The following is a 20,351-nucleotide window of genomic DNA, read 5'->3' as shown; positions in this document are numbered from 1 at the left end:
CCTCAACAGGGAGACTCCGCGTGAAACAGAACCTATCCATCACCCTCGGTGCGCTGCTGCTCGCCTCGACCGCCGCCGGAACCGCGATGGCCGACACGACGCTCAGCATGATCGTCTGCGGCGACGACGGCACCCCCGGCGTGCCGGTGCAGGCCGCCCAGATCGCCGAATGGGAGGCAAACAACCCCGGCTACAAGGTGGCGGTCGAATTCGTGCCCTGGGGCCAGTGCCAGGAGAAATCGACCACGCTTGCCGCCGCCGGCAACCCGCCCGCGCTGTCCTACATGGGTTCGCGGACGCTCAAGCAGCTGGCGCTGAACGACCTGATCCTGCCGATGAACCTGACCGACGCGGAAAAGGCGACCTATGCCGCCCCGGTCCTTGGCACCATCACCTGGAACGGTCAGCAATGGGGCCTGCCGCGCGCCTTCTCGACCAAGGCGCTCTACTGGAACAAGGACGTGTTCGAGGCCGCCGGGCTCGACCCGGAAACGCCGCCCACGACCTGGGCCGAGATGCTGGAAGACGCCAAGACCATCACCGAAAATACCGATTCCGCCGGCGTCGGGCTGGCCGCCGCCTCGTTCGACAACACGATGCACCAGTTCCTGAACTGGATCTATTCGAACGGCGGGGCGGTCGTCGATGACGACGGCAACATCGTCTTCAACAGCCCGCAGAATGTCGAAACCATGCAGTTCATCGCCGATCTGGTGCCCTATGCCGAACCGGGGCCGGTCGCCTATGACCGCGCCAAGCTGCGCCCGCTGTTCGCCGAAGGCCAGATCGGCATGATGGTCTCGGGCCCGTGGGAGCGCGTTCAACTGCCCGAGGGGGTCAACTGGGGCGTCGCCCGCATCCCGCACGGTCCGTCGGGCGAAAGCGGCACGCTGCTGATCACCGACAGCCTCGCGGTCTTCAAGGGCTCGGGCGTCGAAGAGCAGGCGCTGTCGCTTGCCAAATGGCTCACCAGCCCCGAACACCAGATGCCCTTCGACCTTGCCGAAGGCTGGACCCCGATCCGCACCGGCCCCGAAACCGACGCGCTGATCGAACAGAACCCGACCTGGGCACCGTTCCTGCAGGCCATCCCGGATGGCGGACCCGAGCCCTTCGTGACCGACTATGTCGCGCTGCAGGACATCATCAACGAAGCGATCCAGAGCGTGGTTCTGGGCGAGGTCGATCCGGCCGAGGCAGTCGAGGTCGCGGCCGACGAGCTTCAATCGGTCCAGTAGGAACCAGACGGCCGCCGCCGGCGCCAAAAGGCGTCCGGCGGCGGCCACCCTTCACCCCAACACCAGCGCACGGAGAGAGTATCGACCCATGGGCCAGCTAAGCATGGACGACGTCCGCAAAAATTATGGCCAGACCGAGGTGATCAAGGGGGTCTCCCTCGACATTGCCCATGGCGAATTCATCGTCTTCGTCGGCCCCTCGGGCTGCGGCAAGTCCACATTGCTGCGGATGATCGCCGGGCTTGAGGAAATTTCGTCCGGTACCATAAGCATCGACAACAAGGTCGTGAACGACCTCGAACCTGCCAAGCGCGGCATCTCGATGGTGTTCCAGTCCTATGCGCTTTACCCGCACATGTCGGTCTACGAGAACATCGCCTTCCCGCTGCGGGTCGAACGGATGAGCAAGGACGACGTCGAAACCCGGGTGCGCCGCGCCTCGGGCATCCTCAAGCTCGACGAGCGGCTGAAACACAAGCCCGGCCAGCTGTCGGGCGGCCAGCGCCAGCGCGTCGCCATCGGCCGCGCCATCGTGCGCGAGCCGCAGGTGTTCCTGTTCGACGAACCGCTGTCGAACCTCGACGCGGCGCTCAGGGCCGAAATGCGGGTCGAGCTGTCAAAGCTGCACCGCGAGCTTGATGCCACCATGGTCTATGTCACCCACGACCAGGTCGAGGCGATGACCATGGCCGACCGCATCGTGGTGCTCGACGGCGGCGTGGTCAGCCAGTGCGGCACGCCGCTCGAACTCTACCACAAGCCGAAGAACCTGTTTGTCGCGGGCTTCATCGGCAACCCGCGCATGAACTTCATTCCCGTCACCTGCACCGACAGCGACGAGACCGGGGCGAGCGTGACGCTGCCGGACGGCACCGAACTGCGGCTGCCGGTCGTCGCGCGGCCGGGTCTGGCGGGCACGCAGCTGACGCTCGGCATCCGGCCCGAACATGTCCGGTTCGGCGCGGGCGAGGTGGTGCTCGACCTCGTGCCGGCGGTGATCGAACGGCTGGGGATCCACACCGTGACCCATGCCACGGTCCCCGGCAGCGACGTCGCCTTTATCGCCGTGCTGGCAGGCACCGTCCCGGCCAAGATCGGTCGCAGCCTCGGGCACGGTTTCGATGCCATCGATTGCCACCTGTTCGACAAGGACGGCCTCGCCTTCGAACGCCGCATCCCGCTGACCGAGATCGACCCCTCGCTGCTGACAGCCGGGGCCGCCTGAACCCGCCCGGGGGGCGCTCCCGCCCCTCGGCGCCGCTGACGCGTCGCCGCGCGTTGGGCCGGGCCGCGCCTGCGGCGCGGCGGGTGCGCCAACGGCCCTGCCCGGTCACCCGGGGCACCTACCTCATGGGGTTCGGCAGATACCCGATGAAGCCGCAGATCTTCCAGACACCGCCAACATTCCGGCAATGATAGAGCGTCTGCCATTCCATCCGTTCCGCGCCGCCACTCGCCAGAGCGATCCGGCCCATGAAGCACTTGCGCGCCAGTGCCCGGTCGCCCGCAATCTCGATGGCCTCAAGCCGCGTGGCGCGGTGGATTGCGGCCCCGCGGTCCTCGGCATAGGCCGTGACCTGCCCGGCCGCCGCCTGCCGCAGCCATTCGTCGCGATAGCTGGCGAGATCCGCGAAGCCGAGCCGCCATTGCGCCGGATCGGGGTGCCGCCCGGCGTCGATCCCGAAGAACTCGGTGGCCAGGAAATCCTCCGCGACCATTGCCCAGTCGGCCGCCAGGAAGGCCGCGATGTCGCGGGTCACCAGCATCTCCCAGATCGCGGCCCGGTCGGGATCTCGGTCGGGATCGGCGGCAAAGGGATTGGTGGGGGTCGCGGTCATGCTGGCCTGTCCTGTTCCGGTATTCGGCGCAAGCAGAGCAGGTTTGGCTGAACCCGTCAATTCGATGTTGTTAGCTATGCTAACTCGTGATTAAGTTACACTAGCAAACGCCGTGCGGCGCGCCTGCCGCAGACCCATGCCAAGCCGCCTGCTGAGGACCCCGCCCATGTGCCATTTCCGGCTGGAGACCCGGTTCAACGCCGCCGCCACGCGCGAAGACACGGGCCTTGAGATGACGCTGCACAACCTGTCGGACCGGCCGCTTGCCGGGGCGCGGCTTGGTTTCTCCGCCCAGACCCGGATTGCCGACGACGCGGTGCTGCGCGGCGCCGACCTGAGCCTGCGCACCGCCAGCTATCACGAATTCGCCATGCCCGAGGGGATGAGCGTGCCGCCCGGCGGCATCTGGCATTTCGGCTTTACCGGGGTGGCGCTGCATATCCCGAAGCACCGCTGCGACGGGCCGAAATCGGCGGTTCTGCACCTGAACGGTCAGGCCCTGCCGGTCAGCGTCGGCGATCTGGCCCGCGACGGAGAAACCGGCACTGGCGCCCGCAAGACCCTGCCCGACGCGCCCCCCGATCTGCCGCTGTTCCTGCAGCCATGGCCGGCAGAGGCCGCGATCGCGGCCTGGGGCCCGACCACGCATCTGGCACCGGCCGACGACACCGACCCCGATGACCGCGCAGCACTGGCCAATGTCGCCGCCCTGCACGGGCGGTTGTTCCCCGATCATACCAACCCGCTGCGCCTCGATACGGCGGCGACGCGCATCCGCTTCACCCGCACCGACCGGATCGAGCCCGAAGCCTTCAGCCTCGACTTCGACGGCGCCGAGGTCACGCTCGGCTTTGCCGACACGGCAGGCCGGCTCCATGGCCTCATAGCTCTGGCCCAGATCGCCCATGCGGCCTTCGCGGCACCCGATCTGTTCCGCTTTCCCGTCGCGGGCCACATCGCGGACGCGCCCCGCTTTGGCTATCGCGCCGCCCATCTCGATGTGTCGCGCCACTTCTGGACCGTGGATCAGGTGCGGCGCCTGCTCGACTGCATGGCCTGGGCACGGATGAACCGGTTCCAGTGGCACCTGACCGATGACGAGGGCTGGCGGATCGAGATCGACGCCTATCCCGAACTGACCGACATCGGCGCAGTACGCGGCCCCGGCTGTGCCCTCGTGGGTCAGCTTGGCCATATCGACCGCCCCTATGCCGGGCATTACACCAAGGACCAGATCCGCGCGGTTGTCGCCCATGCCGCGGGTCTGGGGATCGAGGTCATCCCCGAAATCGACATCCCCGGCCACGCAACCGCGGTTCTGGCCGCCCTGCCCCACCTTGCCGATCCGGACGAACCCGCCGACAGCTATCGCTCGGTTCAGGGTTTTCCCAACAACGCGCTGAACCCCGGCATCCCCGAGACCTATAAGTTCATCGAGACCGTCATGGCCGAGGTCGCGGACCTGTTCCCGGCAAGGTGGATCCATGTCGGCGCCGACGAGGTGCCCGACGGCGCCTGGCTGCGCTCGCCCAGGGTGCAGGTCTTGATGCAGCGCGAGGGGCTGCAGGGCACGGCGCAGATCCAGTCGCATTTCCTGCGCCGGGTGCAGCGGATCCTGCGCGGCCTCGGGCGCGAACTGGCGGGCTGGGACGAGGTCGCCCATGGCGGCGGGGTCGACCAGTCCGGCACGCTGCTGATCGCCTGGCAGAAACCCGAACTCGTGCGCGGGCTGACCGAGCTTGGCTACCAGGTCGTCGCCAGCCCCGGGCAGGCCTATTACCTCGACATGGTTCAGGCCGACGGATGGGAGGAACCCGGGGCCTCCTGGGCCGGGACCGTGACGCCCGAACGCTGCTATGCCTTCGATCCCGAAGGCGGTCTGGCCGAAGCCGAGCGCGGCGCCCTTGCGGGCGTTCAGGCCTGCATCTGGTGCGAACACATCCTGACGCCCGAGGTCTTCAACCACATGGTCTTCCCCCGGCTCTATGCCGTGGCCGAGGCCGGATGGACCCCGCAACCGGCGCGTGACTGGCAACGGTTCGCCGCCCTCACCCGTTACATGCCACAGCTCTGAGGCCCCCATGCGCATCGCCCTCGGCGGCATCCACACCGAATGTTCGACCTATTCGCCGCTGATCCAGACGGCCGAGGATTTCACCGTTGCCGAAGGCGCGGGCCTTGCGGCCGAGCTTCGGCTTGCGCTCCCGCCCGAGGTCGATGTCGCGCCGCTGTTCCACGCCCGCTCGGTCCCCGGCGGGCCGGTCGCGGCCGAGACCTGGGCCGCCTTCCGCGGCGATTTTCTGGCCCGCCTTGCCGCCGCCCTGCCGGTCGATGGCGTTCTGCTGGTGATGCACGGCGCGATCCATGTCGCGGGGATGGAGGATGCCGAGGGCGACTGGATCGGCGCGGTACGCGATCTGGTCGGCCCCGATCTGCCGATTGCGGTCAGCTATGACCTGCACGGCAACCTCACCCAGCGGATCGTCGATGCCATCGACATCTTCGCCGCCTTCCGCACCGCGCCCCATATCGACGTGACCGAGACCCGCAACCGGGCGCTGACCATGCTGCTCGGCCACCTGAACGGCGGGTCGCGCCCGATGGTCGGCTGGTGCCCGGTGCCGGTGCTGATGCCGGGCGAGCGCAGCTCGACCGAGGACAGCCCGGCGCGCGAACTCTATGCCCGGCTGCCGGCCGAGGATACCCGCCCCGGGGTCAGCGACGCCAACCTGCTGGTGGGCTATGTCTGGGCCGACACGCCCCGCGCCACCGCCGCGGCGGTGGTGACGGGCACCGACCCCGCCGCCGTGCTCGCCTCCTGCAGCCGCCTTGGCCAATCCTATTGGGACGCCCGCGCACAGTTCGATTTCGGCGTCACGACCGGCCCGCTCGCCCATTGCCTCGATCTTGCCGCCGCCGCCACGACCGGCCCGGCGATCCTTGCCGACAGCGGCGACAACCCGACCGGGGGTGGCGTGGGCGACCGTGCCGATGTGCTGGCATTGATGCGGGCGCGCGGAATGCGCGGGGCGGTGTTCGCGGGCATCGCCGATGCCCCCGCCGCGCAGGCCGCCGCCGCAGCGGGCACGGGCGCCACGCTTGCGCTGACCATCGGCGGCAGCCTCGGCTCGCCCTGCCCCCGGGTGTCGGGGGCGGCAACGGTGCTGCAGATCCTTGGCGACGGCCGCCTGCTCGAGGTGCTTGTTGATTTCGAGGGCCTGCGCGTGATCCTGACCGCGCGCCGCCGGCCGTTCCACGACCTCGCCGATTTCCGCCGTTTCGGCATCGAGCCCGCCACCGAACGGCTGATCGTCGTCAAGTCCGGCTATCTCTCGCCCGATCTTGCGCCGCTGGCCGCCCCGGCGCTGATGGCGCTGACCGACGGCGCGGTGAATCAGGACATGGCGGCGCTGTCGAACCGCCACCGTCCCGCGCCCAGCTACCCGTTCCAGCAGGATTTCGGTTGGAGCCCCCTGCCCCGCCTCTCGGCCCGCGCCTCGCGAAAGGATCCCTGACATGAGCTTCTCCCACGACTGCCGCACCTGGGCCGAAATCCAGAGCCAGCCCGCCATCTGGCGCGCCTGGGCGGGTCCGCTGGAAGCCCGGGCAACCGACCTGTCGGGCCAGATCCGCGCCGCGGGCATTGCCCGGGTCTGGTTCTGCGGCGCCGGCACCTCGGCCTTCATCGGCGACACGCTCAGCCCCCGCAGCCACCCGAGCCTCGATCTGCGCGCGGTGCCCACGACCGATCTTGTTGCTGCCCCGCAGGATTACCTGCCGATGCCCGACGACCTGCTGCTGGTGCAGTTCGGCCGCTCGGGCAACAGCTCGGAAAGCGTCGGCACCATGGACCTGCTCGACGCCCGGGCGCCGCAAGTCCACCAGCTCAACATCACCTGCAACCCCGATGGCGCGCTGGCGACCCGCCCCGCCCCCGGTCCCGGCCAGCGTCACGTCCTTTCCCTGCCCGAGGCGACCCATGACGCGGGCTTTGCCATGACGTCGAGCTTTTCGACCATGCTGTTGTCGGCGCTTGCGGTTCTGACCGGCGGCACCGGCAGCGCCGCGCGGCTGACAGCCCTTGCAGGCGCCGCAGAGACCGTTCTGGCCGGGCTTGCCACCACCCGTCCCGCGCGGCCCGACCGCGCGATCTTCCTCGGCTCGGGTGTGCTCAAGGGCATCGCCCGCGAATGCGCGCTGAAGGTGCTGGAACTGACCGCGGGCCGCACCGTGACGCAGTGGGACTCGACCCTCGGCTTTCGCCACGGCCCCAAGGCGGCGATTGGCCCCGCGACCCATGTCGTCGTGATGATCCACCCCGATCCCCGAACCGCGCGGTACGACCGCGACGTGGCCGAGGAAATCCGCCGCCAGTACCCCGACGCCACGGTCACCACCATCGGCGCGACGGGCTGCGACATCCCGCTGCCGCTCTCCGGCGACGCCGCATGGGACGCGGTGCTTTATGTCCTTGCGGCACAGGTCTGGGCGGTGATGTGGTCGGCGGAACTGGGGCTGAACATCGACGATCCCTTCGCCGGACAGGGCAGCCTGTCGCGCGTGGTGACAGGCGTCACCCTTTACGACTACACCGAGGTCTGAGCATGGCGCGCGACATCCCCTGCGGCGCCATCGACCTTGGCGGCACCAAGATCGAGGCGCGGCTTTTCGGCCCGGCGATGGAAACGCTCACCATGCGCCGCACCCCGACCCCGGTCGAGGCATTCGAACCCTTTGTCGAGGGCCTCGCCCAGCAGATCGAATGGCTGCAGACGACGGCGCAGGACCCCGAGCTGCCGATCGGCATCTGCATCCCCGGCCTGATCGACAAGCTGACCGGCGAATGCTTTGCCTCGAACGTCCCGGTCTCGGGGCGCAACCTTGGCGGCGCGCTGACCGAACGGCTTGGCCGCAGCTTTCCGATTGCCAACGACTGCATGGCGCTGGCCTATTCCGAGGTCAACGGCGGCGCGGGCACAGGTTTTGAACAGGTCGTGGGCCTTGTGCTCGGCACCGGCGTCGGCGCCGGGCTTTGCGTCAACGGCAAGATCCCCGAACGCACGGTCGGCCCGATCCTCGAGATCGGCCATGTCGGGATGCCGGCCCGTGCGCTTGCCCCATATGGCCTGCCGCTCTGGCAATGCGGCTGCGGCAAGCTTGGCTGCATGGAACGCTACATGGCCGGTTCCGGCCTGTCCCGCCTCTCCGAATTCCTCACCGGCACCCGTCTTGACGGCGCCGAGGTCGTGACCCGCGCCGATGCGGGCGAGGCCGCGTCCGGCAAGGTTCTGGCCGCCTGGCTCGACCTTGTTGCCGAATGTCTACTGACGCTTCAGTTGACACTCGATCCCGATTGCATCGTCCTCGGCGGAGGCGCATCGACGGTGCCGCGGCTGACCGAGCGACTGATGCCGGTCCTGGCGGCGCGCCAGCTTGGCGCGCTCAGGCCACCCGCCCTGCGTGTCGCCCAGCATGGCGACAGTTCGGGTGCCCGCGGCATGGGGCTGCTGGCGCTCGCCGAAAGGAGATAAACGATGACACAGGTCGATTTCGCGACCGGAGTCGCCCGCAACCTTGCAGGCGAAGGCTTTGCCTTCGGCTCGGTCTGCTCGGCCCACCCTGACGTTCTTGCAGCCTGTCTGCGTCTGGCCGCCGACCGCGGCGCGCCGATCATGGTCGAGGCGACGTCGAATCAGGTCAACCAGTTCGGTGGCTACACCGGCATGACACCGGCCGATTTCATCGACTTCGCCCGCGGTATTGCCGGTCAGGTCGGCTACCCGGCCGAGGCGATCACCTTCGGCGGCGACCATCTGGGGCCGCAGGCCTGGCGCAGCGCCCCGGCGGAAGAGGCGATGGAAAAGGCGCGCGCGATGATCGCGGCCTATGTCCAGGCGGGCTTCACCAAGATCCACCTCGACTGCTCCGAAGGCTGCGCCGGTGAGCCGGCACAGCTTGGCGACGGGCTTGCCGCCGCCCGCGCCGCCGATCTGGCCGAGGTTGCCGAAAAGGCCGCACCCGATCCCGAACGGATCTGCTATGTCGTCGGCACCGAGGTTCCGCCGCCGGGCGGCGCAAGGACCGACGAGGACCACGTGGTGCCGACCGATCCGCTCGACGCCGCGCACACGCTGCAGGTCACCCGCAACGCCTTTCTCGACCGCGGGCTGACCGCGGCCTGGGGCCGGGTCCACGGACTGGTGGTGCAGCCGGGACTCGAGTTCGCCCCGGCCCATGTCCACGCCTTCGACATCCGCCTGCCCGATCTGCTGTGGCCCGCGCTTGGCGCCCACCCCGGCATCGCGTTCGAAGCGCATTCGACCGATTATCAGGCCGCCAGGGTCTATCCCGATCTCGCCCGGCGGCATTTCGCGGTGCTCAAGGTCGGCCCGGCGCTGACATTTGCCCTGCGCGAGGCGCTTTATGCGCTGTCGCATATCGACCGCTGGCTCGGCTCGGACGCGCCGCACCTGTCCGAGGTCATGGAGCGGCTGATGCAGGCCGATCCCTCGTCCTGGCAGGGCCATTACCACGGCAATGCGGGCGAACAGTTCCGCCTGCGCCACTTCGGCTATGCCGACCGCATCCGCTATTACTGGGCGCAGCCCGAGGCGCAAAGCGCCGTTGCGTCCCTGCGCAAACGGATCGACGCACAGACCCTGTTGCTGCCGATGCTGGCACAGTATTTCCCGGCCTGCGTGCTGACCCGCGCCGATGCCCTGCGCACCTGCGGGCTGTCGCGCTCGGCGGCGCTGATCCACGCCAATATCGAGGCGGCCTTCGCGCCCTATCTGGACGTTCTGAAATGACCCTGATCCTGCCCGAGCTGATCTGGCACGACGGCGCGCTCCGCCAAGGATATGCCGTCGAAATGGGGGCGGAGGGCATCACTGCCCTGCGCCCGGCCCGGCCCGACGACCGGCCCGGCGCCCGCCCCCATATCCTGATGCCGGCCTGCACCGATCTGCAGGTCAACGGCTCGGGCGGGGTCATGCTCAATTCCGAACCCACGGTCGAGGGACTTGCCACCATCGTCGCCGCGCAACGCGCCCGCGGCACCGGCTGGGTGCTGCCGACGCTGATCACGACGACACTCGAGCAGATGGATCAGGCGGCCGATGCCGTGATCGCCGCCTGGGGGATGCCCGGCCTGCTCGGCCTGCATTTCGAGGGGCCCTACCTCAACCCCGCCCGCAAGGGCACCCACAACCTCGCCCAGATCCGCGACTTCGACCCCGAGACAATCGCGATCCTGTCGCGCCTGCGCAGGGCAGACATCCCGGTGATGCTGACGCTCGCCCCCGAACGGGTGGCGGCCGACATAATCACCCGGATCGCCCAGATGGGTGTCGTCGTTTCGGCCGGTCACACCGACGCGACGGCCGATCAGGCCCGTGCGGGCCTCAAGGCCGGCGTCCACTGTTTCACCCACCTCTACAATGCCATGCCGCAGATGCAGTCGCGCGCGCCCGGTGTCATTGCCGCCGCGATCAATTCCGACGCCTATGTGGGCTTCATCGCCGACGGCCATCACGTCCATTGGGACATGCTCGCCCTTGCCATCCGCGCCCGGCCCCTGCCCCGCCGCATGTTCGTGGTGTCCGACGCCATGTCGACCATCGGCGGCCCCGACCATTTCGAGCTTTATGGCGAACGGATCGAGGTTCGGGACGGCACGCTGGTCAATGCCGCGGGCTCGCTTGCCGGCGCCCATATCGACATGGTGGAAAGCCTGCGCAACCTGATCGTCCACGCGGGCCTCGACCCGGCCGAGGCGGTGGCGATGGCAACCGACGTGCCCCACCACGCGATGCGGCTCGACCCGCCGCAACTGGCCCCGGGCCGGTCCCGCGCCGAATGCCTTGCGCTCGACGCCGACTATCGCCCGATGCCCCTGCCCTGACGCCCGCGCCTCAGACCAGCAGCAGCTTTGCCCCCGCGGCCCGGAACCGCGCCACCGCCGGGTCGTCTTCGGCCAGATCGGTCACGATCATGTCGACGGCATCGACGGCGCAGATCCGGTGCAGCGACGGCTTGTCGAACTTCGATCCGTCGGCCAGAACCACGGTCCGCCGCGCCGCCTGCATCAATATCCGGGTGTTTCCCGCCTCGTCCTCGAGGAAGGTCGAGATCCCGCGGTCGGCCGAGATGCTGTCGGCGCCCATCAGGAAGGTGTCGAACTGCATCCCCCGCACCGCCTCCTGCACCAGTCGGCCGGTCATGCACATCGAGGCCCGCCGGACCGTGCCGCCGGTGACGATCACATTGTGCCGGTCGTGCATCAGCGCCGCCTGCGCCACCAGCAGCCCGCTTGTCATCACCGTCAGCGGCGCCACCGATCCCAGTTCCAGTGCAAAGCTCTCGGCGGTCGATCCGTTGTCGAGCAACAACGCGCTCTCGCCCTCGATCAGCGTAACCGCGGCCCGCGCAATCGCGGCCTTGCGCGCTGAATTGGTCTTGCGCCGGTCGGAATGCTGCGGCTCGATCCGTCCCACTTCCCGCTGTTCGGCAACCAGCGACAGCGCCAGGTCGATGCGAAACTCGGCCAGCCCCGACTTGCCATAGCTCTTGCAGAACCGGATCAGCGTCGGTTCGCTGGTCTCCAGCACCTGACACAGGTCCTTGCTGGTGCGGCGAATGAAATCCTGCGGCTGCCCCAGCGCATATTCCGCAATCGCCTTCATCTTGGGGCTGAGCGCCGGCAGGCTCTCGCGCACCGCCTCGAACAGATTGGCCGCAGCTGCTTCCTGCTCGTTCATGGCGCGCCTTCCTTCCCTTGGGTCCGGTTTAATCTAGATGCAACCGCCGGCAAGAACAACTCAACCGGGATGTCAGCCCGCCGCAAGGCCGATGTGCATCGCGCCCTCCTGTTCGGCGACCCAGCCATAGTAATCCCGCATCTTCAGCAACCCCGCCGCCGCCTCGTCCAGAATGACGGTGACATCGCGGTGCATCTGCAGCGCGGTGCAGGGCCACATCGCACTGACCGCCCCTTCGATCAGTTGCGCAGTCGCCTCGGCCTTGGCCTCGCCCGTGGCGAGCAACAGCAGGCGCCGCGCATCGAGGATCGTGGCGATCCCCATGGTGATCGCCCGCATCGGCTGCGCCTCTCCGGGGGCAAAGAACCGGCTGTTGGCCTCGACCGTGCTGGCGGTCAGCGTCTTGACCCGGGTGCGCGAGGACAGCGAGCTTGACGGCTCGTTGAACCCGATATGCCCGTTCTGCCCCAGCCCCAGCAATTGCAGGTCGATCGGCCCAAGCCGCGCAATCTCGGCCTCATAGGCCTCTGCCGCCGCCGCCGGATCGGCGCTGGCACCGTCGGGCAGACGGGTCGCGCCGGCGGCAAAGTCGACCTGCGAGAACAGCCGCTCGCGCATGTAGAAGCCATAGGATTGCGGATGCGAGGCCGGGATCCCGATATATTCGTCCAGATTGAAGCTGCTCGCCCGGGCAAAGCTGACCGCGCCCTGCCGGTGCAGGTCGATCAGGCCGCGATAGACGTCTTCCATGGTCCCGCCGGTGGCCAGACCGAGCGTCGCCTCCGGCTTGTCCTGCACCTGCCGGACGACACGGATAACGGCTGCCTGAACGGCGCGCGCCCGGTCGGGAAAGATGAGAATCCGCATGGCGTCCCCGAATTTGTGTATTGCTAATACACCATGCTAAAACGCTTGTGTAAAGGTAAACTGATGTCTGCGGAACTTTCTGATGCGCTGTCGCAATCCGATTCAGCACGTGCCAGAGTTGCGGCGCTTCCTTGCGCAAACAGGCGCCCGCACCCGGGGTCCCGGCTCAGGCGACATCCTCGAAGGCGCCGGGCTGCAATTCGTCCCAGAACGCCACGATGGCCTCGGCGTTCAGCGCCGACATCCAGCCGAAGCGCTCGAAATCCTGACGCCGCGCCGGCTCCTCGATGCGGCCCAGAAACAGCCGCCGGTCGGCATCCCGCTGGGTCGGGCTGCGGGCTGCCACCAGTTCCTGCAACCGGGCCAGACGGGCGGCACGCGGCGAGCGTGGGGCTTGCGGCGCCTCCCCCTCCCCTGCCCCGAAATCCTCGCGCAGCGCTGCGGTCAGGTATCGCACCGGGCTGCGCACATTGCGCTGCCCGGCGACATAATCGATCTTGCCCGCCAGATGCTCCTCGCCATGCTCGGCAATCCATTGCCGCGCCAGCCGGTCGCTGACGCCCAGATCGCGCAGCCGGGCATAGACCGCGCCGTGCCGCACGCCCTCGCCATCGTCGAGATCGAGGATGGCAAGCTGCGGGTTCTCGCGGATCAGGAACCGGATGTCGGTCACCGCGCGGCCGCGCTTGCGGGTCTCGGCACTCAGCAGGATGTTCGAGGTCCGGTTGACCTCGGCCACGGCGGGCTTGATGACCTTGGAATTGAGATGCTTGAAGGTCTCGTAATAGGCACTGCCATCGACCCCCATCAGCCGCCGGAACAGATCGAGAGGCCACCACCCGGTGCTGCCGGTCCGCACGAAGCGATAGCAGTTTTCATACAGCGCCAGCGCATGTCCCGAGGTGAACCGCCGCTGGATGTTCAGGTTGATCAGCGCGAAGACCTTGGGATCGTGCAGCTTTTCCGCCAGCGCCGGGGAATAGGCATATTCGCAGATCCCGCCCTTCAGCTTGGCATAGGAGATCAGCGAGGACACCCCCCATTCCTGCCGCCCCGACTCGTCCAGCATGTCCCATTCCGCAACGGTCTCGGCCAGACCGCGCAGGCTCGCCTTCAGGCTGTCCATGTCGTTCGAGTTGTAGCCCACCATCAGGCACAGCGTGCGCGCGTCGATCTGGTGGCTCGCCACCTTGGTCATCGTGTCATAGGCATTCAGCAGGAGCACGTTCGACAGCTTGCGCTGCAACAGCGTCAGCTTGCCCGAGATGTGGATCGCGCCGACGCTCTTTTTCACCGACACCCGCCGCAGCGGGCCGGTCAGCTGGTCTCGTGGAATATCGTCCATGGCACTACCCTTCGGGCGGTCGTGCCGCCCGTGTCTACGCGGTCCGCCGGGACCGCCCTGTCACTGCCTCGATGCCCGTCTTCGCTGCGGGTCGGGATCAGGATTGCACCAAAGGTTCCCCATGGCAATCCGATTCCGGGTGCCGATACCCGTCCGCCCGCCGGAACTCCGCGTCCCGTAGACGGGTGCCTTGGCGCCTTTTCCGCCCCTCGATGACGCGATGCCCCGACCAAAGGCACCCGTTTACGGGGGCGATCTCCGCGTTACCTCGCCCAAAGGCACCCGGATACAGGAGGAAATCGCCCATATATCGGCCCTACCGCAGCCTGGGACCCCTGTTCCCGCGAATCGGTGCCCCCCTTCCCGGAATCGGAGACCGTTCCTCCTGCGAACGGAGACCCTTCATCCTGTATCCGGGCACCTGAACTATCCTAAGCCATTGATTCCATGACGCGTTCTATCGCCAAAGATTCTAAAGTTCCTCAAAGATTCTACAATCTATGTGGTCGCCTTATTCAGATTTCGCTGCGAAATCAGGGCATTTCGGGCCGGAGTCGCGTGTGGCGATTCCCAAGCCCACTGCGATGTGCGATAGTTTCGGCAATACACGGCGAAAACGCTGACATACGCGAGGCACGATGACATCCACAGGCAAGCCTACTCTTCCCCCCTACATGAATATCGATCCGGCCGAGGCGGCAAGCCGCCTCTCCCAGCCTATCGACACCGCCCGATTCGCAAAAGCCGCCGCTTTCGCCGCCAAGGGCCGGGACGATCTGGCCAAGCGCGGCTATGCCCCGGACGGCCGCAAACGGTTGCGAAAGTTCTCGACCTGGGAGATCTGCCGCTACCTGATCCCGGCCTCGGCGGCGCATTTCCGGCGGGTGCTGAAGGCCAACCCCGACCTGCCCCAGGGCACCGGCGAAAGCAACTCGAAGTGGTTCACGCTGGAGGAGGTGCTGCGGCTGCGGGATCACTTCGCGGCCGAGGGGGTCAGCTCGCGCGAATACCGGCCCTGGCGGCCCGAGGGGCTGCCCGCCAAGGTGATCGCTGTGGCGAACTTCAAGGGCGGGGTCGGCAAGACCTCGACCTGCGCCCATCTGGCGATGTCGGCGGCACTTGACGGCTACAAGGTGCTGGTGATCGACCTCGACAGCCAGGGGTCGATGACCTCGATCATGGGCGGCCGGGTCAAGGACGAATGGCAGACCGCCTTCCCGCTGCTCGCCAAGGATTTTGCGAGGGCCGTTCAGGTCGAGAACACGGTGCGCGCGGCGGCCGGCCGCCCTGCCCTGCCGCTGGACGAGACCCTGACCGAGTCGCTGAAGATCACCGCCCGCGACATCATCCAGACCACCCACTGGCCCAATATCGACCTGATCGGCGCGCAACTGAACCTCTACTGGTCCGAATTCCAGGTGCCGGTCTGGCGGATGCAGCTGCGGTCCTGGCAGCTGTGGGATGCGCTGACCGGCTGCCTTCAGGGCGAGGGTCTGCTCGACGAATACGACATCGTCCTGCTCGATACCCCGCCGGCGCTCGGCTACCTGACGATCAACGCGCTCGCCGCGGCCGATATCCTGCTGGTGCCGCTCGGGGCCTCGTTCCTCGAATTCGACTCGACGGGGCGGTTCTTCGACATGCTCTATTCGACCTTCGCCAGTATCGAGGATGGCGAGAACGCCGCCCGCCGCCATGACGGGATGCCCGAGGTCAAATTCGAATGGGACGCGGTCCGGGCGCTGATCACCCGCTTTGACGCCAACCAGCAGACCGATCTGGCGAACGTGGTGCAGGCCTATTTCGGCGATTTCATGACCACCTACCGGCAGGAGTTCACCGCCATGGTGGGTCAGGCCGGCGAGCAGGTCAGCGGCATCTACGAGGCCGATTACCGGGAGTTCAACCGCGAGACCTATGTCCGGGGGCGCGAGACCTTTGACCGGACCTGGGCCGAGGTGAAGGACCTGCTGCTGGGGGCCTGGTGGCGGGACCAGCAGATGGAACTGGCAGAGGCGGCGGCGAAGGCTGCCAAGGACACGGAGGCGCAGGTCCATGGCTAAGCGGAGACGGTTGGAGACCCCGAGCGCGGACGAGCTGAGCCGGATCGAGGAGGAGTTTCGCCGCGAAACCTCGGCCCGGCCCGAGCATCCGACAGCCCCGATTGCCCAGGTGGCGGCCGAAAGTGCCGGGATGATCGAGGTTCAGCCGCTGGAGGCCCGCACCGAGGCTGCCCGCGACCGGGCCGATGCCGCGGCATTGCGGGCGGCGCTGGCCGAGGGGCTGGTGATTCAGGAGGTTCCGCTGGCCCGGATCGTCGCCGACAGCATGATCCGGGACCGGACGGTGATGGACGAATCCGAGATGGACGAGCTGGTCAATTCGATTGCCGCCCACGGGCTGCGGCTGCCGATCGAGATCTATCCGCTGGCCGAACCGGCCGGGCAGGGCCGCTTCGGTCTGCTGTCCGGCTATCGCCGGTTCCTGGCCATGGAACGGCTGTGCCAGATGATGGGCGGCACCAAGTTCGACACCATCAAGGCGATCGTCCGCGACCCCGATACGATGGGCGGTGCCTTTGTGGCCATGGTCGAGGAGAACGAGGTCAGATCGACGCTCAGCCCCTTTGAACGCGGCCGGATCGCCGTGATCGCGGCGCAGAACGGCGCCTTCGTCAATGCCGAGGCGGCGGTCGACACGCTTTATGCCAGCGCTTCGAAGGCCAAACGGTCGAAGATCCGGTCCTTTGCCCAGGTGTTCGAGGAACTGGGCGATCTGCTGCGGTTCCCCGAGAACCTGACCGAGCGCCAGGGGCTGAAGATCGCGACAGCACTCCGGGCCGGGGGCGAACGGCGGCTGAGGGCGGCGATGGAACGGGGGCAGGGCGCGAGCCCGGAGGAGGAATGGGCGGTGCTGGACGCTGCCATGGCCGACGCCGACAGCGCCCCCCGCGACGTCCGCCGCGGCGGGCGGCCGCGCAAGGCCGCGCCGCCACCGGCCGGCTGGGAGGACGAGAGGACGCTGCACCTGTCGACCGGCTGGACCCTGCGGGCCGACATCGACAGCCGCGGGCCGCTGATCCGCATCGAGGGGCGGTCGCTGGCGCCGGACCTTCTGGAGGACGTGATGGAGGCGATCCGGCGGCGGCTGGAGTACAAGGGCTGAGGCAGCGGGGTCGGGCAGCCCCCGGTTTCGCCGCGAAACCGCCACAAATTATCGTTTATATACAGTATGTTAAATAAGAACGGGCGGCCCAATGCGGGCCGCCCGTCGTGCGAAACCGGCGCTTGTGCCGAAGCCGATGCGTTGACTGGCCCGACGTTCGCGGCACCGCTGCCCGGCGCCCGCCGCCTAGGCGAGGGACTGCAGGAACCGGCCGAAGGCGGCCTTAACCACATCGGTCTTGCGGGCAATGATCTCTTCCCGGGTCTCGATCGGCACCGCGGCATAGCCGTCTTTCAGCCGCCGGATCTGGGTCTGCAGCAGGCGGCCATTTTCCTGTTCGATCCGCATCAGCGCCACGGCGTAGGGATGCGTTGCAAGCTGGCCCGCAGGCACGATCGGGGTCAACCGCACAGTGGCCAGAAGCGCATGGCCGAGCGCCATCGCCTCGATCCCGAGGCTGTCGGAGGAGGCTGGCCAGCCGGTAAAGCCGGTGTCGAGGCATTCGGCATAGATCGGCGCGGTCAGGCCGGCCGACTGCACATAGACCAGGGGCAGCATCGACCAGTGGGTGACCCGCATCAGCAGCGCCATCGCCTCGCTTTCGCGAAACAGCTGCGAATGGGACGCCTGCCAGAGCGGGCCGCCCGCGGGTGCGAACGAGGACAGCGACAGGAAGGGCAGGTTGACGGCCTTGCAGGCGGTCAGGAACAGCGAGATCCGGGTTTCCAGCGTCGGAGTGAAGCCATCCTTCTGGATGCTGGCGCGGATGCGGTCGTAGTCTTCAAGAAACATCGGTCGGTCCCTTTGGCCGCGCTGCGGTCCTTTTCGGGGTCTTGCCGGCCGCGGATGCGGCGGCGGGCTTTGGCGCCGCGCGACGGCGCGGCGCAGGGGTCTTTGGGGTCGGTCGGGTAGCGGGCTCGGCGGTCGCCGGGGCGGCGGTGCTTGCGGGGTCCGGTGCCGGGATCGCTGGCGGGGCAGGGGGCGCGGGCAGCGGCACGGCGCGCAGGTGATCGCCGGGGCAGGGGAACCACGGCTCGGCCGCCTCCGGATCGTCGGCGGCGACCCAGACGGTCTGATCGCCGGTCCATGTCCCGTCCAGAACCCGGTCGATGAAGGTCCCGATCAGGCGCATGGTGACTGCGGGATGTTCGAGCGTATAGGCGTGATAGGCATGCTGGACGATCACCAGCCGCGAATTGGCGATGCCCTTGCGCAGCACCTCGTGGCACTTGCGCGGCGTGAAGAAGTCGTATTCGCCGTTCAGGATCAGGGTAGGGCAGGGGATCTGCCCGAGCTGACCGGTGATCGGGCGAAATTGACTGACGGATTCCATCAGGTTTTGCAGCGCGTAGAGGTCGTTGATGGCATAGCCGCGGCGCATCATCTCGGGCAGGGCCTCGGCATTGGCGGTCAGCCAGTCGTCCGACATGTTCATCGGCATCAGCCACCGCTGCAGCGCGGGCAGGCCGACCTGCACCAGCGCCTCGTAAAGCCCCGAGCCCATCATGAATAGTTGCGGCGGCAGTTCGGCAAAGCAGCTCATCGCGACAAGGCCGAGGCAGCGGTCGGGGCGTTCGCAGGCGAACTGCACCGCGACCGTGCCGCCGAACGAGATGCCGGCGACAAAGGCCTTTTCGACCCCGATATGATCGAGGATCGCATCGAGGGTCTGCCAGTGATCCTCGAACCGCCCGCCGAGCGCGGGTTTGTCGGACTCGCCCTGGCCCAGCATGTCGAACCGCAGCACCCGCAGGCCGCGGTCGACGAAATGGGTCGAATAGGCGGCCCAAAGGTTGGAATACTGGGTCAGACCGTTGACGAAGGCCAGAAGCGGCGCGTCTTCGGGGCCGTCGAGCGTATAATGGACGCGGCGGCGTCCTATCCGTGCATCGGGCATCTTCGTCCTCCGCCCCCATCCGGCCACTGTGCCCGGAAACGCACAAATTCCGCAATCCGCGCAGGGTCCGTGGACCGCAGTCTTGTCTCAATTGAGATAGATTAATAGCCTCACAGATACGTGAACCCATGCGGGGCGGCCCGTCAAGGCCGTCCATCGGAGAGGAGCCGAGGCAAAGGGACACGCGAGGCAAACCAGACAACCGGGCGCCACGTCTCGGGAGGAGCAGTCATGAAACATCATTGGCCGGGCAGCCGTGGGGCTGCCCTGGCGGCAGGGAGCATCCTTGCCGTCCTGAGCATTCTCTTGCCGCACGGCGTCGCGGCGCAGGACGCCGACCGGCTGGCCGATCTGGAGGCGCAGGTGGCCGCGCTGATGGCCGAGGTGCAGGCGCTGAAGGCCCAGCAGGCGCAGCAGGCCGTAAAGGTCGAGGCGGTCGCCCGGCAGGCGGCGGCACCGCAGCCGCGCCCGGTTGCGGTGAACGCCGCGCTGGCCGGGGATGTTGCCGCAGCCGAACTGTCGCCGAACGAGCTGCCGCAGCCCGTCGTTCAGACCGCGCCAAGCCCCGGGATCGACGGCCAGCCGTTTTTCGTGGCGCAGCCGGAAGGGCGCAGGACCGGGGCGATGGCAACCGGAAACGACCGGGTGCGGGTCACCTTCTCGGGCCAGATCAACCGGGCGCTGAACTATGTCAACGACGGGATCGACAGCGATACCTACCACGTCGACAACGAGAATGCCTCGTCGCGGTTCCGCTTCGTGGGCGAAAGCTCGCCGCTGAACGAATGGCAGGCGGTCAGCCTGTTCGAGTTCGAATGGCCGACGAACGGGTCGCTCGACGTCAACCAGATCCAGCCGGTGGTGCCGGATGCGATGAACCAGACCTTCAACCTGCGTCTGCTGGAGCTGGGATTTGCCAACAACGCCTGGGGTTCGTTCTTTATCGGTCAGGGCTGGATGGCCTCGGACGGGACCAGCGAGATCGACATCTCGGGCATCACGACGCCGGGCTGGGCGGGCCAGACCTTTGCCTATGGCGGGATGCTGCCCACGGTCGAGGACGGGTTGTTCAAGTATCAGCCGCGAAGGCCAAGCTCGGTGCCGCAACAATCGGACTATGCAACGGAGGAAGCCTATGAGGCGGCGCTGGACGACTATGCCTCGAACGCCTCGAACTTCGTCAACATCTTCGGGCTCGGCAACGACCTGGACGGGCTGAGCCGGCAGAAGCGGGTCCGCTAC

General features: G+C 67.6%; 17 protein-coding genes. 11 read left to right on the top strand and 6 right to left on the bottom strand.

Annotation, left to right across the window (positions count from 1 at the left end; translation table 11 throughout):
- The first annotated feature begins 20 nt into the window (after positions 1 to 20).
- A complete protein-coding gene (locus DQG17_RS21220) occupies positions 21 to 1,238 on the top strand; it encodes a sugar ABC transporter substrate-binding protein (RefSeq protein WP_232829534.1) in 1,218 nt (405 codons plus the stop codon).
- A gap of 88 nt (positions 1,239 to 1,326) precedes the next feature.
- Positions 1,327 to 2,463 (top strand): ABC transporter ATP-binding protein, encoded by a 1,137-nt coding sequence (locus DQG17_RS21215; protein WP_116135039.1) that lies wholly within the window; start codon positions 1,327 to 1,329, stop codon positions 2,461 to 2,463.
- A 118-nt stretch (positions 2,464 to 2,581) separates the two neighbouring features.
- Here the strand turns inward: DQG17_RS21215 and DQG17_RS21210 are convergent, their stop codons facing one another.
- Positions 2,582 to 3,076: a hypothetical protein gene (locus tag DQG17_RS21210; RefSeq protein ID WP_116135037.1), complete on the bottom strand. Its 495-nt coding sequence runs from the start codon at positions 3,074 to 3,076 to the stop codon at positions 2,582 to 2,584.
- Positions 3,077 to 3,242: 166 nt separating this feature from the next.
- Here DQG17_RS21210 and DQG17_RS21205 point away from each other — a divergent pair, with 166 nt between their 5' ends.
- The 6 genes from DQG17_RS21205 to DQG17_RS21180 are packed head-to-tail and all read left to right on the top strand — an operon-like array spanning position 3,243 to position 10,979.
- Complete coding sequence (locus tag DQG17_RS21205) at positions 3,243 to 5,150, top strand: beta-N-acetylhexosaminidase (RefSeq protein ID WP_116135035.1); 1,908 nt, start codon at positions 3,243 to 3,245, stop codon at positions 5,148 to 5,150.
- A 7-nt stretch (positions 5,151 to 5,157) separates the two neighbouring features.
- On the top strand, positions 5,158 to 6,591 hold the full coding sequence (locus tag DQG17_RS21200; RefSeq protein WP_116135033.1) for a M81 family metallopeptidase: 1,434 nt from the start codon (positions 5,158 to 5,160) through the stop codon (positions 6,589 to 6,591).
- A 1-nt stretch (position 6,592) separates the two neighbouring features.
- Positions 6,593 to 7,678: an SIS domain-containing protein gene (locus DQG17_RS21195; protein WP_116135030.1), complete on the top strand. Its 1,086-nt coding sequence runs from the start codon at positions 6,593 to 6,595 to the stop codon at positions 7,676 to 7,678.
- 2 nt (positions 7,679 to 7,680) lie between these two features.
- Positions 7,681 to 8,607, top strand: coding sequence for an ROK family protein (locus DQG17_RS21190; protein WP_116135028.1), 927 nt, complete (start codon positions 7,681 to 7,683; stop codon positions 8,605 to 8,607).
- A gap of 3 nt (positions 8,608 to 8,610) precedes the next feature.
- Positions 8,611 to 9,885, top strand: a complete 1,275-nt coding sequence (locus DQG17_RS21185) for a class II D-tagatose-bisphosphate aldolase non-catalytic subunit (protein ID WP_116135026.1) — start codon at positions 8,611 to 8,613, stop codon at positions 9,883 to 9,885.
- Entirely contained in the window at positions 9,882 to 10,979 is a 1,098-nt protein-coding gene (locus DQG17_RS21180; RefSeq protein WP_116135024.1) for an N-acetylglucosamine-6-phosphate deacetylase, read from the top strand. Before DQG17_RS21185 ends, DQG17_RS21180 begins: the two co-directional genes overlap by 4 nt.
- Before the next feature lie 10 nt (positions 10,980 to 10,989).
- Here DQG17_RS21180 and DQG17_RS21175 read toward each other — a convergent pair whose 3' ends face one another.
- From DQG17_RS21175 to DQG17_RS21165, 3 genes are all read right to left on the bottom strand, one after another.
- Complete coding sequence (locus DQG17_RS21175; protein WP_116135022.1) at positions 10,990 to 11,835, bottom strand: DeoR/GlpR family DNA-binding transcription regulator; 846 nt, start codon at positions 11,833 to 11,835, stop codon at positions 10,990 to 10,992.
- A gap of 72 nt (positions 11,836 to 11,907) precedes the next feature.
- Positions 11,908 to 12,702: a glucosamine-6-phosphate deaminase gene (gene nagB / locus DQG17_RS21170; RefSeq protein ID WP_116135020.1), complete on the bottom strand. Its 795-nt coding sequence runs from the start codon at positions 12,700 to 12,702 to the stop codon at positions 11,908 to 11,910.
- 166 nt (positions 12,703 to 12,868) lie between these two features.
- Complete coding sequence (locus DQG17_RS21165; RefSeq protein ID WP_116135018.1) at positions 12,869 to 14,047, bottom strand: replication initiation protein; 1,179 nt, start codon at positions 14,045 to 14,047, stop codon at positions 12,869 to 12,871.
- Between the two features lie 638 nt (positions 14,048 to 14,685).
- On the opposite strand from DQG17_RS21165, the gene DQG17_RS21160 reads away from it, so the two are divergent.
- Both DQG17_RS21160 and DQG17_RS21155 read left to right on the top strand, forming a co-directional pair.
- Positions 14,686 to 16,110: an AAA family ATPase gene (locus DQG17_RS21160; RefSeq protein ID WP_116135016.1), complete on the top strand. Its 1,425-nt coding sequence runs from the start codon at positions 14,686 to 14,688 to the stop codon at positions 16,108 to 16,110.
- A complete protein-coding gene (locus DQG17_RS21155) occupies positions 16,103 to 17,212 on the top strand; it encodes a ParB N-terminal domain-containing protein (RefSeq protein WP_116135013.1) in 1,110 nt (369 codons plus the stop codon). The genes DQG17_RS21160 and DQG17_RS21155 overlap by 8 nt, the downstream gene beginning before the upstream one ends.
- 186 nt (positions 17,213 to 17,398) lie before the next feature.
- On the opposite strand, the gene DQG17_RS21150 is transcribed toward DQG17_RS21155, so the two are convergent.
- Entirely contained in the window at positions 17,399 to 18,004 is a 606-nt protein-coding gene (locus DQG17_RS21150; RefSeq protein ID WP_116135011.1) for a hypothetical protein, read from the bottom strand.
- Entirely contained in the window at positions 17,994 to 19,109 is a 1,116-nt protein-coding gene (locus tag DQG17_RS21145) for an alpha/beta fold hydrolase (RefSeq protein WP_198666235.1), read from the bottom strand. The genes DQG17_RS21150 and DQG17_RS21145 overlap by 11 nt, the downstream gene beginning before the upstream one ends.
- A 231-nt stretch (positions 19,110 to 19,340) precedes the next feature.
- Here DQG17_RS21145 and DQG17_RS21140 point away from each other — a divergent pair.
- Positions 19,341 to 20,351, top strand: a 1,011-nt coding sequence (locus DQG17_RS21140; RefSeq protein ID WP_157973707.1) for a porin, incomplete at its 3' end; no start/stop codon positions are given.

This window comes from Tropicimonas sp. IMCC34043 (assembly GCF_003390845.1).
Lineage (GTDB): Bacteria > Pseudomonadota > Alphaproteobacteria > Rhodobacterales > Rhodobacteraceae > Tropicimonas.
This window is presented reverse-complemented; position numbering and strand designations above follow the sequence as displayed.

Bases quoted from the DNA above. Each gene is read 5' to 3' on its own strand.
- DQG17_RS21155 (WP_116135013.1), top strand. From the start codon at position 16,103: ATGGCTAAGCGGAGACGGTTGGAGACCCCGAGCGCGGACGAGCTGAGC.
- DQG17_RS21165 (WP_116135018.1), bottom strand. From the start codon at position 14,047: ATGGACGATATTCCACGAGACCAGCTGACCGGCCCGCTGCGGCGGGTG.
- DQG17_RS21160 (WP_116135016.1), top strand. From the start codon at position 14,686: ATGACATCCACAGGCAAGCCTACTCTTCCCCCCTACATGAATATCGAT.
- DQG17_RS21190 (WP_116135028.1), top strand. From the start codon at position 7,681: ATGGCGCGCGACATCCCCTGCGGCGCCATCGACCTTGGCGGCACCAAG.
- DQG17_RS21210 (WP_116135037.1), bottom strand. From the start codon at position 3,076: ATGACCGCGACCCCCACCAATCCCTTTGCCGCCGATCCCGACCGAGAT.
- DQG17_RS21215 (WP_116135039.1), top strand. From the start codon at position 1,327: ATGGGCCAGCTAAGCATGGACGACGTCCGCAAAAATTATGGCCAGACC.
- DQG17_RS21180 (WP_116135024.1), top strand. From the start codon at position 9,882: ATGACCCTGATCCTGCCCGAGCTGATCTGGCACGACGGCGCGCTCCGC.
- DQG17_RS21150 (WP_116135011.1), bottom strand. From the start codon at position 18,004: ATGTTTCTTGAAGACTACGACCGCATCCGCGCCAGCATCCAGAAGGAT.
- DQG17_RS21195 (WP_116135030.1), top strand. From the start codon at position 6,593: ATGAGCTTCTCCCACGACTGCCGCACCTGGGCCGAAATCCAGAGCCAG.
- DQG17_RS21175 (WP_116135022.1), bottom strand. From the start codon at position 11,835: ATGAACGAGCAGGAAGCAGCTGCGGCCAATCTGTTCGAGGCGGTGCGC.
- DQG17_RS21200 (WP_116135033.1), top strand. From the start codon at position 5,158: ATGCGCATCGCCCTCGGCGGCATCCACACCGAATGTTCGACCTATTCG.
- DQG17_RS21205 (WP_116135035.1), top strand. From the start codon at position 3,243: ATGTGCCATTTCCGGCTGGAGACCCGGTTCAACGCCGCCGCCACGCGC.
- DQG17_RS21185 (WP_116135026.1), top strand. From the start codon at position 8,611: ATGACACAGGTCGATTTCGCGACCGGAGTCGCCCGCAACCTTGCAGGC.
- DQG17_RS21145 (WP_198666235.1), bottom strand. From the start codon at position 19,109: ATGCCCGATGCACGGATAGGACGCCGCCGCGTCCATTATACGCTCGAC.
- nagB (WP_116135020.1), bottom strand. From the start codon at position 12,702: ATGCGGATTCTCATCTTTCCCGACCGGGCGCGCGCCGTTCAGGCAGCC.